This is a genomic window from Streptomyces sp. TRD_SC_5 (genome assembly GCF_056836825.1).
Map to the genome: position 1 here is coordinate 4,342,783 of NZ_JBWZZS010000001.1, position 14,538 is coordinate 4,357,320.

Annotated in this window: 13 protein-coding genes; 8 read left to right on the plus strand and 5 right to left on the minus strand. The window is 66.1% G+C overall.

Translation table 11 applies throughout. The features are described 5' to 3' along the window. Positions 1–69 precede the first annotated feature (69 nt). Positions 70–249 (minus strand): hypothetical protein, encoded by a 180-nt coding sequence (locus AC1P0E_RS20160; RefSeq protein ID WP_482743541.1) that lies wholly within the window; start codon positions 247–249, stop codon positions 70–72. Positions 250–785: 536 nt separating this feature from the next. On the opposite strand from AC1P0E_RS20160, the gene AC1P0E_RS20165 reads away from it, so the two are divergent. Together AC1P0E_RS20165 and AC1P0E_RS20170 are read left to right on the plus strand one after the other, a co-directional pair. Then, positions 786–1,544: a helix-turn-helix domain-containing protein gene (locus tag AC1P0E_RS20165; RefSeq protein WP_482743542.1), complete on the plus strand. Its 759-nt coding sequence runs from the start codon at positions 786–788 to the stop codon at positions 1,542–1,544. A 2-nt stretch (positions 1,545–1,546) separates the two neighbouring features. Further along, entirely contained in the window at positions 1,547–2,020 is a 474-nt protein-coding gene (locus tag AC1P0E_RS20170) for an NUDIX domain-containing protein (RefSeq protein ID WP_482743543.1), read from the plus strand. Here AC1P0E_RS20170 and AC1P0E_RS20175 read toward each other — a convergent pair. Further along, positions 2,008–2,580, minus strand: coding sequence for an HD domain-containing protein (locus AC1P0E_RS20175; protein ID WP_482743544.1), 573 nt, complete (start codon positions 2,578–2,580; stop codon positions 2,008–2,010). The two genes, AC1P0E_RS20170 and AC1P0E_RS20175, sit on opposite strands and share 13 nt — an antisense overlap. Continuing rightward, positions 2,577–3,044: a GntR family transcriptional regulator gene (locus AC1P0E_RS20180; RefSeq protein ID WP_482743545.1), complete on the minus strand. Its 468-nt coding sequence runs from the start codon at positions 3,042–3,044 to the stop codon at positions 2,577–2,579. The genes AC1P0E_RS20175 and AC1P0E_RS20180 overlap by 4 nt, the downstream gene beginning before the upstream one ends. Positions 3,045–3,853: 809 nt before the next feature. On the opposite strand from AC1P0E_RS20180, the gene AC1P0E_RS20185 reads away from it, so the two are divergent. Both AC1P0E_RS20185 and AC1P0E_RS20190 read left to right on the plus strand, forming a co-directional pair. After that, positions 3,854–4,558 (plus strand): hypothetical protein, encoded by a 705-nt coding sequence (locus AC1P0E_RS20185; RefSeq protein ID WP_482743546.1) that lies wholly within the window; start codon positions 3,854–3,856, stop codon positions 4,556–4,558. A 126-nt stretch (positions 4,559–4,684) separates the two neighbouring features. Further along, positions 4,685–5,635 carry a reverse transcriptase family protein gene (locus AC1P0E_RS20190; RefSeq protein ID WP_482743547.1) on the plus strand — a complete coding sequence of 317 codons (951 nt, stop codon included), beginning with the start codon at positions 4,685–4,687 and terminating at the stop codon, positions 5,633–5,635. A gap of 1,650 nt (positions 5,636–7,285) precedes the next feature. On the opposite strand, the gene AC1P0E_RS20195 is transcribed toward AC1P0E_RS20190, so the two are convergent. Together AC1P0E_RS20195 and AC1P0E_RS20200 are read right to left on the minus strand one after the other, a co-directional pair. After that, a complete protein-coding gene (locus AC1P0E_RS20195) occupies positions 7,286–8,128 on the minus strand; it encodes a hypothetical protein (RefSeq protein ID WP_482743548.1) in 843 nt (280 codons plus the stop codon). 762 nt (positions 8,129–8,890) lie between these two features. Continuing rightward, entirely contained in the window at positions 8,891–10,612 is a 1,722-nt protein-coding gene (locus tag AC1P0E_RS20200; RefSeq protein WP_482743549.1) for a dolichyl-phosphate-mannose--protein mannosyltransferase, read from the minus strand. Between the two features lie 52 nt (positions 10,613–10,664). Between AC1P0E_RS20200 and rsmI the strand changes: the two genes are divergently transcribed. The 4 genes from rsmI to AC1P0E_RS20220 all read left to right on the plus strand — a co-directional run bounded on the left by rsmI (position 10,665) and on the right by AC1P0E_RS20220 (position 14,523). Next, positions 10,665–11,576, plus strand: coding sequence for a 16S rRNA (cytidine(1402)-2'-O)-methyltransferase (gene rsmI / locus AC1P0E_RS20205; protein WP_482743550.1), 912 nt, complete (start codon positions 10,665–10,667; stop codon positions 11,574–11,576). A 138-nt stretch (positions 11,577–11,714) separates the two neighbouring features. Next, positions 11,715–12,122, plus strand: coding sequence for a hypothetical protein (locus AC1P0E_RS20210; protein ID WP_482743551.1), 408 nt, complete (start codon positions 11,715–11,717; stop codon positions 12,120–12,122). 26 nt (positions 12,123–12,148) lie between these two features. Further along, the gene (locus AC1P0E_RS20215) at positions 12,149–13,018 is read left to right on the plus strand and encodes a TatD family hydrolase (protein ID WP_482743552.1); all 870 of its coding nucleotides are present in this window, start codon (positions 12,149–12,151) and stop codon (positions 13,016–13,018) included. Positions 13,019–13,257: 239 nt separating this feature from the next. Then, positions 13,258–14,523 (plus strand): ubiquitin-like domain-containing protein, encoded by a 1,266-nt coding sequence (locus AC1P0E_RS20220; protein WP_482745829.1) that lies wholly within the window; start codon positions 13,258–13,260, stop codon positions 14,521–14,523. Positions 14,524–14,538 lie beyond the last annotated feature (15 nt).

Here is a 14,538-nt window from a genome sequence, read left to right on the forward strand (position 1 = left end):
AGAGCCCCCGGGTTGCACCTCCGGGGGCTCGCGCCGTTCATCGGGTGTAGGTGGGGCAGGCAGGTATGCCTACTTCTGGGTGATCGTGATGTTGCCGGTCGGCTCGTATCCCCGGCTGCGCAAGCTGCGCTCGACCGCCTTCCTGGCGGCCTGCGGCGAGGATGCGCTCAACGTGCCGCTCGCGCTCGTGATCTCCCCAGGGGTCAGGGTGTCGGCGAGCTTTTCGGCGGCGAAGGTGTACTTCGGCACGAGGTTCCCCCCTCGATTTCGGGTCCGGCCCGTTCCGGCTCCCCTCAGCGCCGCTCGTACGAGACGAGCAACGGAGGCAACCGCCCGCAGCGGGAAACGCTGCGGTGGGGTTGAGCAGTGCGAATGTCCCCTTCAGGTCTGCCGCTCCCGTGTCAGGTAGAGCGGCCATGCCTGGCGAAGGCGTATGGGGACGTGACCTTTCGGTCTAAGCCCTCCGGGACTGACAAGGGACCCGGGACCCTCCCCCCGTCCGATGCGGGGCTCCTGGCCGTGCAGCCCGGAACAGGATGAACAGACCTGTTCCGGTCGACCGGTTCGCCGTCCGAGGACCGTGAACCGATGCAGTACCTGTATTACAGGTACTGCATAGTGGTTCCGTCAAGTAGGTCGACGGAACTTCTTGCTTTCGCGCCGGGACTTCCTGGCGCACAATCAGAATCGCTCCAGGTCGGGGGCGTTGGTTACCCCGCCCATGGACACCTTGGGTTGATCTGGCTACCGTCAAGAGCTCCCAAGACGTCCCACCGGGGGTGGAGATGCCCAACGAACGCTTACGCTCGGCGCTCTTGGCTCAGGGCCTGACCGTGCAGCAACTCGCAGAGGCGATCGAGGTCAACCCGAAGACGGTCGAACGCTGGATCACGCAGGGGAAAGTGCCGTACCGGCGCCACCAGTACGCCACCGCGTCCATGCTGAAAGTCGACGTCACGACGCTGTGGGAGGACGCTCGCGCGGTCGACACTTCCGCGGACCTGAGCCGGGCGGAAATCCTCACCGTCTACCCGCACCGGCACATGGTCCCGTCCGGCTTGTGGCGCGAGATGTACGGGCGCGCGTCACACCACATCGACGTGCTCGCCTACGCCGGGCTGTGGCTGTCCGAGGACCCGCAGTTCATCGCGCTTCTGCGTACGAAGTCGGAGGCCGGGGCGCAGGTCCGCATCCTGCTCGGGGACCCCGGTTGCCCGGCCGTCCGGCAGCGCGGCATAGACGAGGGCCACCGCATCATGGACGGAAAGATCCGCAACGCCCTGGTGAACTACCGACCGCTCTTCACCACCCACCCGGACATCAGCTTCCGGCTGCACGAGGCGACGCTCTACAACTCGCTCTATCGCGCCGATGACGAGATGTTGGTGAACACTCACGTCTACGGCATCGGCGCGTACCTCGCCCCGGTCCTGCACCTGCGGCGGCTCCCCGGTGGCGGCCTCTTCGACACCTACGCGAATAGCATCGAGCAGACCTGGACAGGTGGCCGCCAGGTCACGGACAACGACATCACGGGAGCTTGAGCATGGGACGCATTGACTACCTGCACGACCCCGACGCCCCGCCGGCCAACTCGGTCGTACCGTCCGTCGTTGCATTCGTGCAGAACGAGGCTGGTCAGGTGCTGATGATCCAGCGCTCGGACAACGGCCGGTGGGCCCTGCCCGGTGGTGGACACGATGTCGGCGAGTCCATCGGTGACACCGTTGTGCGCGAGGTCTGGGAAGAGACTGGCATCAAAGCCGAGGTCATCGGGATGTCCGGCATCTACACCGACCCCGGCCACGTGATGCTCTACGACGACGGCGAGGCTCGGCAGCAGTTCAGCATCTGCTTCCGTGCGCGGCCCGTCGGTGGCGCGGTCCGTACGAGCGACGAGACGACTCAGGTCCGCTGGGTGGACCCGGCGGACCTGGCGACGTACGACGTCCACCCCACCATGCGGCTCCGCATCGAGCACGCGATGGACCAGGGGCGGAAGGCTCCTTACATTGGCTGACGCTCGACAGCAGCGAGACGTTCGAGGACGCGCGCCGTGCTGGCCAGGATCTCAGGCTCGGCTCGGCGGATGAACGTTCCGATCAGACTGTCGGGCCCGTAGCGACCGGCGATCTCGTTCACCCGGTCTACGGGGTTCGTGGGCGTTCCGTCCGGCGTCGTGTTCATGTCGCAGTAGCAGAGCGCGTCGACGAGGTGCGCATGCTCGCGGGGGAACTCCTCCTCCAGCTCCTCGCGCATGCCGCGCGCCTCGGCCTCCATCCACGCACAGGAGTGGTGGGCGACCAGCCGTACGAGACGTTCGTCAGCTCGGGCCACATCACGGAGGTACCGAGCGCCGTCCAGCGGGTGAAAACCGGTCTTGGCCAGGTCGGGCGAGTAGCCGACATCGTGGAGGACCGCCGCGGCCTCCATCAGGTCGGCGTCCCTGCCGAGAATCGGAGCCAGCGACCGGGCACGTTCGGCCACTCCCTGCGAGTGCGCCCATCGGCGCGGCAGTGGCTCAGACAGCAGTGATTCAGCGATCGGGTAGGCCCATTCGGCCAGTCCTGTAGTCCTCAAGATGGGGAACGCTCCTCTTGGCTCGGTAGGGCTCGTACGGTCCGCACCTTGCCTTGCCCGCCCTCTGACAGCAGTCCGGCAGCTTCCAACTTCTCAAGCGCCTTGCTGGCTGTCGGCCGCGATACTCCGAACCGGGCGCTCAGCGCGGACGCACTCGGGAACGCTGCCCCAACCTCTAGCCGCTCATGTTCGATCAGCGCCGCGATCCGCTCGGCCAACGGCCGGCGGTCCTCCCCCTGCCCGTTACGGACCACTCGCCAGCGGCCACCCGGCACAGGTTCGGCCACTCCTTCTTCTCGCAGCACGTGGAACGCTCTCACCGCCACACCCCGCGAGACGTCATAGTCACGCATGATGTCCGCCAAAGTCGGCAGCTCCGTCATGCTCGAATCCTTCTCGATGTCCGCCTTCACTGCCTCGGCGATCTGCAAGAAGGTCCCCCGAGGACTTGCCTGCTGCGCCACTCGTTCTCCCTCTTTTGGCCCCTGCCGTCGGTCTCCAGCGTCCCACGTCGCAAGCTCAGAGCGGAGACCCTACCCACCTGCAACGCAGGCCCGATACCGAACAGCGGCACAGTCTCATCCGTGCGCGTTCAGGGGCGTGCAGCAACCCGTTGACCAGTCTCCGGACACCCTGTCGGGGCGCGGTAGAACTTTCCCTACTTCATCAAGGCGGCTCGCTCCGCTCCCCGCGCGCGGCCCGGCCACCGGCCGGGCCTGCGCTCCTGTCTCCGCCCCGCTCCAGCCCAGCCAGCGTCCGTGCCGCGCGCACAGCAATCAGCCGCCTGATGCCGGAGAGGGGTACGTCGTGGCTGGGGCGGTCGGCTCCACGGCTTTAGGCAGGCACTTTGGCGCGAGCCTCGAAGATCATGGCCCGAACGTCGTGCTTTACCGGGCAGGTCCACAGCTGCCCGACGCGCCGGAGGCTTACGGGGCATGATCACTCGCGCCAAAGCAGCTCCAGCCCAAAGCCGCTCCACCGACCTACAGCCAATGGGCGCCCCGCTCATAGCGCGGGCGGGCCAGTCAACGTTCCCCGACGGCCGGCCGTGCTGACCGCAACCGCCGCGACGCCGCACCAACGTCCCCGGGATCACCCACTGAGATCAGCCCTCGCGTCCCAGTCAAGCACCAACCGCCTCACCGGTTTCCGGAACAACCTCAGGGCATTGCCCCTACTCTATGCAGAGCCAACGCGTCACTCCTGCGGCCGCATTAGCGCGACGACGCGGACGTTTTGGCGGCGTTGCGGCTGGCCTCATGAAAGGCTAATCATGCTGAAGCTATTTATGGACGAGTCAGGAAACGGAAATGTCTCCCAACCTCTGATCGTAGGCGCGGTTGAGCTTGGCGAAGATGCAGATGACATAGAGAAAAAAATTCGGGATTTGCACAAAGACCTCTCCGCAAGGAGAAGCTTGACCGGACTCCCCAGCTTCGAGAAATTCCGCGAGAACGGTTTTCACAGCTCGACCGATCCACGAGAGGTCTCCGCCCAATTCGCAGAACTCATGCGGAGAATCTTCTTCAGGACATACATGGTCGCAACCGATCGAACGCGTTTTCCTAACGTCGCGGAACCCGAGCAAATCGAGTGCATGTATGTGAAATTGCTGAGTGATCTATCGATCCGACATCGCCGTGAACCTGAGTTGCTCTGCTACATAGAGCAAAGCGAAGACATGAAGTCGATCCTGAGTCGACTTCCCGACAGGGTCGCCAGACAGGCACACAAAACGACCGGCAAAACTGTTTCGTTGCCGCGACTAAATATCACAATAGTCGGTAAGCGTGATTACATGTCTACGGCCATCATCGACTATGTCATGGCAGCCGTAAGTAGATGGCTCCAAGCGGACCGCACGACGAGCCCGAAAGACTACGCTTATAGAGCGTTCAGTGACATTGAGCCGTACATTTCCATGCTCTATTCGTTCGAGGATGGTCGCATCTCCAGCCGGAAGGACCCCCTTCATTGACGTGTGATAGAGTCCCGGCGAAGGTAGGGTCGCGGTCAACTTTGTGCGCGAGTTCGCGTGCGTTGCAGGATAGCTCTTGCACGGGAGTGCGACCCTACCTTCTTTACGTCTCAGTACGGGGGGCCAGTGCCATACTCGGTTGAAGACCTGGCGCAGCAAGCTGGCGTATCGACTGAAATTCTAGAGTGGCTGAGTTCAGAGATTCCTGTCGGTGATGGCCAGCTCTACGAGCAGCGAATACATCGCAAAAAGCACGGCGGAGTACGCGAAGTATTCAAGCCGAAGCCGCCATTCGATGCAGTTAGTAAGAATTTGTATCGGAGCTTCACAAGGCTATTCTCATATGAGGCCCCCGATCATGTTCACGGATTCGTTCGCGAACGTTCTACGATCAGCAATGCCAGTCAGCACCTAGCAAAAAGGTGCGTCTTGCGCATGGATCTAGAGGATTTCTTTCCGTCGATTGGCGCCGCAACAGTAAAGGCGCTTTTGCGAGAGCAAGGTTACGAAGGGAAGGTCGCAGACTTTGCTGTCAGTCTCGTCACCATCGGCGGCAAGCTGCCCATCGGACTCAGCACGTCGCCCCTCTTGTCTAATGTGGCCTTCCTGAGTACGGACCGCTCCCTTGCCGAGTATGCGCAGTCGGAGGGGTTGTCGTTTACACGCTATGTGGACGATCTCACATTCTCCGGCGACGTCACTGACCGCCACTCAACGGATATTGCTCGAATTCTCGATGAGGCTGGCTGGTCGGTGAACACGCGTAAAACTGTTTTCATGCGCCGTGGCGGTCCACAATACGTCACCGGCTTGTATGTGGGAGAATCGGACGGGCCACGGATTCCGCGCAAGGTCAAGCGTAAGATGCGTTGGGTCTTGCACGTGATATCGAAATTCGGTTACGACACATATATGGCAGAGTTCGGCGGCCAGGAAGAGGAGATGCGTCGGCGTCGCCTCTTGGGCTGGGCATGTTATATCGCCGCCGTCGAGCCAGAGGTGGGTTTCCCACTCCTACGAAATTTCGATGAACTGGTGTCAGAGGGGGATGAAGAGTATCTATATGACCTGCCCTGAGATCATACCGGAAGCCCGGAAGCGATGATGCTTGACTGGGACGCGAGGGCTGATCTCAGTGGGTGATCCCGGGGCAGATCGAGCCGTTCTACGGGCTGAGCGATGTGCAGTTTGCCAGGCTGGCGTTGGTGTGGTTGGGCGGCCATGACGTTCAGCGTGGCCAGCCGTAGTGGCTGACGTGCGCCTTCACCACGTTCCAGCACTGCCGCCGAGCCCGCGGCCTATTTGTGGACGGGGGCTTCCCTGGCGACGCGCCTCAAGCCTCTGACCAGCAGATACGCGCTGCGCACACGGGGTCTCTGGGGCCGCGCGCCCACGGCAGGACACTTCGCCCCCGGCACGTGTGACGGCAGCGGTTGACGGCAACGTCGCCACACAACGGCGGATCCCGGATGACAGTGGCGGCCCCCGCACCGGTGAAGGAAGGGCGGTGCCTTGGGCTCGCGACTGCCCGGTCGAACTCCTAAAGCGGTGCTCACATGGCACGTTTCGACGGCTTGGCGTTAGCGGCCGCCGCCGAGCGCACCGCAGCCCAAATCTCGGCTGCGGAGATTGACCGCACAGAGACCGTCTCCGTGTAGCCGTCGTAGGCAAGGCCGTTGTCCAATACCGGTGGCCAGCCGCGAACACGCCACAACTCGACCGTGGCCCGCTCAATAGCCCGAGCGTCACGTCCTACCGGGAAGATCAACGTGTTCAGGACAGTCCACCCATTACGGCTGTGTTCGTACAGTCGACTGTTCTTGGGCGAGTGCTCACAGATACCGATTTTGGCGGCAGCGAGGGACGATTTGATCACGAGATAAAGCAACGCAGGCCGGTCGGGTTTGAACCCATGGCTGGCGCACGCCGCACATGGACCGCCGCTGAAACGGGCATTCAGGGACGGGTCACAGTCGTGCCCCATAGCCAAGCATCGGCCTGGCCACCTGGTCGTATCGTTCGAGTACGGGTTCTCGGGGGCAGGCTCGTAGCCCCATGCACGGGCTAGCTGGCGTGCCTTTTCGTCGGGGAATCGGGCTTTACCACCGCAATACTCACAACTGCCTTGACCTGAACGGATGTTGTCTAAACGAGGGCTGACGATGTTCCAGCAACGGAGACACCATGCTCGGACAGACTGCTTGACATCGTGGATGGTTTCCATCGGCAGCACGCGACCACGGGTGATCATGTCCGCACGGCGCTCATCCGCTCGCCGCTTCTTGCGACAGTGACCACAACCAGCTCCCCCATATACCGGGTTGCGGATGTAGCTGAGGTACACGTAGAACGGCGTCTCATGGCCCAGGCATCGCTTGTTGAGGCACCGGACCCGCCACGGTAACGACGTGCGCCCCGGGTAAGACTCCATCGGTTCGCAGCCGGCCTCCTTGAGTTCCGCAGTTGCTTCGGCGTGGTCGGTCTTAGGTCTCTTTGCCACAGGCGCATTCTGCCGACGGCCACTGACACGGCAGTGAGCTTCCGGGTCGTGCCGGACGCGTGCCAGGTTGTGCGGGGAACCACGGGGAACACAGCGGTATCGAGCGACGGTCAAGTAGAGTGCCGCAGCCCCTGCTCACGCAGGCCAGTACGGCGCCCTAAGCCAGAAGACGCGAGCTTCCCACGCTGATGCCGCTCACGCCGGTGTGAGAGTTGGGAGCGAGCAGGTCACAGGGAGCCAGCGAACTCCGCCTGCGCCCGCGGGCTTGTCAGCAGCAGCCCGATGCCGAAAATCAAATCGTTCCCTACGTCGTTGAACTCTTCCCCCACCGTACGGTCAGAGAAGAGCCTCGATAGCGGACCATCGGTGGGCGCTGCGAGCGCGGGGCGCAGCTCCGCGTACTCCTGCTTGGATTGCTTGTAGAACGCCTTCGCCTGACCAAGCAGCTCTTCCGTCACGTGCTTGCCCCTCAGCGCTTGCATGGCTGCGGCCACGGCTGACGCCTTTGCCAGGACCGCCTCCATCGTGAGAGGCAGTGTGTGAGGGCCAACCGCCCGCACCATCCCTGTGGTTCTGAAGACACTCGGCGGCTCAAACACCGCCCGTACAGCTGTCTCAAGTTCCGCACGGTCAGTGCCGATCATTCCGCCCCGGTAGCTGATCTGTGCGAAGGTCCGAACAAGGCGAGTACGTGCGGTTTCCGAGGCCATCGGGTGATCAAGCTGCTCAAGCAGCCCCCGGGCTGCATCCTGGCACACCTCCTTACTTCGGGCGCCGTCTCCGAACCAGGTCATCAACGCCTTGAGCGCCTGGCGGCGCGGCACCCATTCGTCGCCCCACCACAACCAGATGGTCAGCGGAATCAGGGCGAGTGCCGGCAGCTTCGGCATCTCTTCACGCTTGGTCAGCAGGAGCAGGAAGAGCTTGCGCTGGTTCTCCGGGTGGAGCCCCGGGCGTGACCCCCGCCCAGCCCCACGTCGATGAGGGCGGTCGAGAAGCCCCCGAGCGGTCCAGTCAGTCACGGTGCGCTTCTGGATGTCGAAGCCGGCTGCGTAAGCGTCTTCGATCATGTCGTCAAGGGTGCCCGGTCCGGTCACTGTGTCCCACGGCTGCTCCACGCTCAGAAATTACATCGGATCCGTGCCAAGCGTGGTCGGCCAGCAGCAGACGGAGAGGCACGCCCCTCACTAACGTCTAAGACAGAAAGCAACCCCGCAGGCCAGAAGCTTGCCGGCCAGGTCTGCGGGGTGCCCACACATGAACCGACCATCACTGGAGGTAGATCCATGCAGTTCGACTCTAAGGCTGTCAGCTTCGATCAGCCGCGAGCCGTTGCCCGATACCGTCGCTTCCTGACAGCCAAGATCGTCGGAGGAGCTTGTAGCGCCCTGGGTGCCATCGTCGTCCAAGCCTTGATGTACGCCGTCCGGCGCCACCTCTGAGCTGGGCCTGCCATCCTGTGCGGTACAGCAGCGGAGTACAGCAACCTCCGCGACCTCGCCTAACCGTCAACCGCTCACAGTGGCCGGGTGGCCAGCCCACCAGCCCTCAATGACCGCCCCGCTCGTAGTTCGCATTGAGAGGGACGTGGTGGGCTACGCGGGCCATCGTGGCCAACCTCTGGCCAGAAAGGCCGGTGATGAGGGCGTTGCGGCTCGTCTGTCGAGGTCAGTGCATTGCTGGGACCGTAGGTGGACTGGTCCTGAAATCCGTCGGGTATCTGCCTGGGCCGTCTCTGGGCCGCCCGAGAGTGACTGACGACAACCGCTGACGGCCAACAACGACCACGAGGGCGCCGCAGACCGCCGCGCCCTCGTGGTGTGTCTGCCCAGCTAGACCCAGGTGTCGAACCAGATGCGGTCGCGCCAGGCGTCTATCGGGATCGTCTGCCCGGTGTAGATCGGCCAGAAGTAGATGAAGTTCCAGATGATGAGCAGTACGAGCACTCCCGCGCCCACTGCCCCCGCCACCCGCCGCCGCTCGTGCGAGCCCGGTGGTCCCAGCATCGCGCCGATCGTCATCGCCACCGCCAGACACAGGAACGGCAGGAAGACGACCGCGTAGAAGAGGAAGATCGTCCGCTCCTGGTAGAAGAACCAGGGCACCCAGCCCGCCGCGATCCCGCACGCGATCGCGCCCGCCCGCCAGTCCCGCCGGAACCCCCAGCGCCACAGTACGTACAGCACCGCGAAACACGCCGCCCACCACAGCAGCGGGGTGCCGAGCGCCAGCACTTCCTGGGCGCAGTCGCTCTTCTCGCTCGCCGGGCAGCCCTCCTCGCCGGGCTTCGGTGATTCGTAGAAGTACGAGACCGGGCGGCCCAGGACGATCCAGCTCCACGGGTTCGACTGGTAGGTGTGACCGGACGTCAGGTTGACGTGGAAGCTGTAGACCTCGGTCTCGTAGTGCCACAGGCTGCGCAGCCAGTCGGGCAGCCAGGTCCAGTTGCCGCCCTTGCCGTCGCCCTGGGCCCAGTTGCGGTAGTAGCCCTCCTTGGTGACGATCCAGCCCGTCCAGGAGACGACGTACGTCACGAAGGTGACCACGACCGTCGCCACGAAGGCGGGTGTGACGTCCCGCTTCAGGACCGCGACGTACGGCCGCATCGCGCCCGCCGTCCGGCGCGCGCCCACGTCCCACACCACTGTCATCAGGCCGAACGCCGCCAGGATGTACAGGCCGTTCCACTTCGTGCCGAAGGCGAGGCCGAGGCACACCCCCGCCGCGATCCGCCACGGCCGCCACCCCAGCCGCAGCGTGTCCGCGACCTTGGCGTCCGGGCGCAGTACGCCCTCGTCGTCCGACGGGAGCGCCGCCGCGAGCCTGCGCCGTGCCCAGTCCCTGTCGATCAGCAGGCAGCCGAACGCGGCAAGCACGAAGAACATCAGCACCTGGTCGAGCAGCGCCGTGCGGCTCATCACGAAGTGCAGGCCGTCCACCGCGAGCAGCGCGCCCGCCAGGCAGCCCAGGAACGTCGAGCGGAAGAGACGGCGGCCGATCCGGCAGAGCATCAGGACCGAGAGGGTTCCGAGTACGCACACCATGAAGCGCCAGCCGAAAGGTGTGAAGCCGAACAGCTGCTCGCCGAGCCCGATGACCCACTTGCCGACGGGTGGATGGACTACGTAACCGGGGTCGGCGGGGACCGTGATGCCGGAGGGGTCGGCGAGAATCGACTTGTCGATGTCCTTCGGCCACTGGCCCTCGTACCCCTGGTGAATGAGCGCCCAGGCGTCCTTCGCGTAGTACGTCTCGTCGAATATCACCGCCTTCGGGCTGCCCAGGTTCCAGAACCGCAGCAGCCCCGCGACGAGCGCGACCAGCAGCGGCCCGCCCCACGCGGCCCACCGCACCAGGTGCCCCGCGAGCACCGGCGGCACGCCGAGCACTCTCCAGATCTGGGTGCCGGGCTTGCTGTACGGCGGCACGAGCCGTTCGCGCAGCCCGATGCCGGGCCTGGGTACGTAGCCGAATCGGCGCAGCCGCTGCTGCCACGAGGGCGGCTGTTCCCCGGGGGCCCGGCCCTGCTGGGCTTCTGACGCGGTACTGGTCACCGCGCCATCGTAGGGAACACATCTGTGCGCGTGGTGTGCGCGCCCTGCGAGGATGGCTCTTGTGACTGGAACGACTGGAACGACCGCATTGGCTGGAACGCTCGTACTTGCTGGGACGCCCATCGGTGATGTCGCCGACGCGCCGCCCCGCCTCGCCGCCGAACTCGCGACGGCCGACGTGGTGGCGGCCGAGGACACCCGGCGGCTGCGCCGCCTGACGCAGGCGCTCGGCGTGCAGACGACGGGGCGTGTCGTGTCGTACTTCGAGGGCAACGAGAGCGCCCGTACGCCCGAACTCGTCGAGGCACTCGAGGACGGCAAGCGGGTGCTGCTGGTGACGGACGCGGGGATGCCTTCCGTCTCCGACCCCGGCTACCGGCTGGTCGCCGCGGCCGTCGAGAAGGACATCAAGGTCACGGCGGTGCCCGGCCCTTCGGCCGTACTGACGGCGCTGGCTCTGTCGGGTCTGCCCGTCGACCGCTTCTGCTTCGAGGGCTTCCTGCCGCGCAAGGGCGGCGAGCGCCTCGGCAAGCTGCGGGAGGTCGCCGGGGAGCGGCGGACGATGGTGTTCTTCGAGGCGCCGCACCGGCTCGACGACACCCTCGCCGCGATGGCCGAGGTCTTCGGCGACGAGCGCAGGGCCGCCGTGTGCCGCGAGCTGACCAAGACGTACGAGGAAGTAAAGCGCGGCCCGCTCAAGGCGCTCGCCGAGTGGGCGGCCGAGGGCGTACGGGGCGAGATCACCGTCGTGGTGGAGGGTGCCTCCGACGCGCCGCAGGAACTGGAACCGGCGGAGCTGGTGCGCCGGGTGCAGGTGCGCGAGGAGGCGGGGGAGCGGCGCAAGGAGGCCATCGCGGCGGTCGCCGCCGAGGCGGGGCTGCCCAAACGCGACGTGTTCGATGCCGTCGTCGCGGCAAAGAATGCGGCACGGGCAGGCTCTGCGGACGGCAAGGGACTATCGTGAATAGCTAAAGCTTCCTAAAGCGCAGACCGCGCACCGGGCCTTTTTCCATGGAAAGGCCAAGACCGGTCCATATCTCGACAGGCACCGATGCGCTCCCGCCGAAACAGGCGTCCACTGGACCAGTGGAAAGGAGCTGGCATGAGCGAGATCGCAGACACCGCCGGCGCAGGAACCACCGTTCACGAGGCCTACGCCTTCGCCTGCATGAGGTGCGGCCACGGCTGGGAGCAGTCCTTCGAGATACACCATCACGTCGACGGCAACGGCCACGCATTCGTGGTCTACACGGCTGACGGCCAGCGCGTTCCCTCGCCGCTGTCCCGCCCCACCTGTCTCAATTGCGGCGGGCATGTCGTGCGGATCATGAAGGCGGGGCAGGTCTCGTCGATCAGGGAAATGCTTCGCGCGGCTGTGGTGGACGCCCCGATGGGCGGGCCGGTGGTGGGCATCGCCGGACCGGCGATGGAAGACGCCCCCGGTCCGGTGCGGGTGAAGCACAACTGGCACCTGTCGGATCTGCTGCATCCCTTCCAGCACCGGAAGTGAGTGGCGGCTTTCGTACGATCGTGACCATGAGCCCCAAGGACGCACTTCCGCCGCTGCCCGAACCCCTCCGGGGAGAGGTCGCCGATTCGCACACCCACCTGGACATGCAGGACGGCACCGTCGAGGAGGCCCTGAAGAAGGCCGCCGCGGTCGGTGTCACGACCGTCGTCCAGGTGGGCTGCGACGTGAAGGGCTCGCGCTGGGCGGCCGAGACCGCGGCGGCGTACGAGAGCGTCCACGCGGCCGTCGCCCTGCACCCCAACGAAGCCCCGCGCATCGTGCTCGGAGACCCCGACGGCTGGTCGCGCCAGGGCGCGCGGGTCGCGGGCGGGGACGGCGCCCTCGACGACGCCCTCACCGAGATCGACCGGCTGGCGGCCCTGCCGTACGTGCGGGGCGTGGGCGAGACCGGTCTCGACTACTTCCGTACGGGCCCCGAGGGCATGGCCGCCCAGGAGCGGTCCTTCCGGGCCCACATCGAGATCGCCAAGCGGCACGGCAAGGCGCTCGTCATCCACGACCGCGAGGCGCACGAGGATGTGCTGCGCGTCCTCGACGAGGAGGGCGCTCCCGAGCGCACGGTCTTCCACTGCTACTCCGGCGACGCGGCGATGGCCGAGATCTGCGCGCGCAAGGGCTACTTCATGTCGTTCGCCGGCAACGTCACTTTCAAGAACGCCCAGCCGCTGCGGGACGCGCTCGCCGTGGCGCCGCTGGAGCTGGTGCTCGTCGAGACGGACGCGCCCTTCCTGACCCCGGCGCCGTACCGCGGACGGCCCAACGCCCCGTATCTCATTCCGGTCACCGTGCGGGCGATGGCGGCGGTCAGGGGGATCGAGGAGGACGTTCTGGCGACGGCACTCGCGGCGAACACGGCACGCGCGTTCGACTACTGACCCAGCCGGCGAGGGAATGTCGCGACTCTCCGTGGCCGTGTTGCTTTGGAGAGTGACGACGGCTCCGCTAGTGTCCCGGCCCGCAGCGTCATCGGGGCGGACCGGACTTCTGGAGCGTCGTGGGCAATTCGCAGGGCAGTCACCGTGCGGTGCGCGGCAGCGGCCGCCGCACGGTGGAGTACGACACGGTGCCGGTGGCTCACGACACGGTGCGGTACGCCGCGGAGCCGAATGACACGGTGGAGTACGGCACGGTCGAGTACGACACGTACGTGCCGGCGTACGCGCTTCAGCCGCCGCGGCTGCCGCGCCAGAACCCCGGCGTGGCCTCGGCCGGTGCCGCAGCGGGTGACGGGCACGGTGGCAGGGCGGAGGCCCGGCGGGCCGCCAGGCGCCGCAAGGGCGCCGAGCGGCCCGACGCGCTGCGCCGGCTCGTGCCGCAGGCGCTGGTCGTCGCGTTCCTGGCCGGCGGCACCTCGGCGTTCGTGGCCAGCGACAAGGCGGTCAAGCTCAGCGTCGACGGCGTACCCCGCACGATGCACACCTTCGCCGACGACGTCACCGAGCTGCTGGAGGACCAGGGCGTGCAGGTGGGGGCGCACGACCTCGTCGCGCCCGCCCCCGGCGCGCGGCTGGCCAGCGGGGACGAGGTCGTCGTCCGGTACGGCCGTCCGGTGATGCTGACGCTGGACGGGCAGCGGCGCCGGGTGTGGACCACCGCCCGTACGGTCGAGGGCGCGCTGCGCCAGCTCGGGGTGCGCGCTGAGGGCGCGTACCTCTCCACCTCGCGCTCCCTGGAGATCGGGCGCGCCGGGCTCGCCCTGGACGTACGCACGGAACGGAGTGTGACGTTCATGGCGGACGGGCGCGAGCGCACCATTCGTACGAACGCCGCGACGGTGGCGGAGGCGCTGGCGGAGGCGGGGATCAGTCTGCGCGGCCAGGACACCACGTCCGTGCCGGCCGACGGCTTCCCGCGCGACGGGCAGACGATCACCGTGATGCGGATCAGGGGCGCGAAGGAAGTGCGTGAGGAGCCGATTCCGTTCGATGTGGTGAGGAGCCCTGACGCTTCACTGTTCAAGGGGACCGAGGTCGTGGTTCAGGCCGGGCAGCAGGGGTCCAGGCGGGTGACGTACTTCGTGCGTACGGTCAACGGCGTGCGGCAGAAGCCGAGGCGGATCGCGGAGGAGATCGCACGGGAGCCGGTCGCGCGGCGGGTGAAGGTCGGCACGATGGACAGGCCGTCGTCCGTGGCGGGAGCTGACGGGCTCAACTGGGACGGGCTCGCCCACTGCGAGTCCGGGGGGCGGCCCGGCGCGGTGGACGCGACGGGCAACTACGGCGGTCTGTATCAGTTCGACACGCAGACCTGGCAGTCGCTGGGCGGCAGGGGGCGGCCGCAGGAGGCGAGCGCGAGCGAGCAGACGTTCCGGGCGAAGAAGCTGTACGTGCAACGGGGGGCCAGTCCTTGGCCGCACTGCGGGGGCCGGCTGCGGGGCTGAGGGCGGACCGGGTGG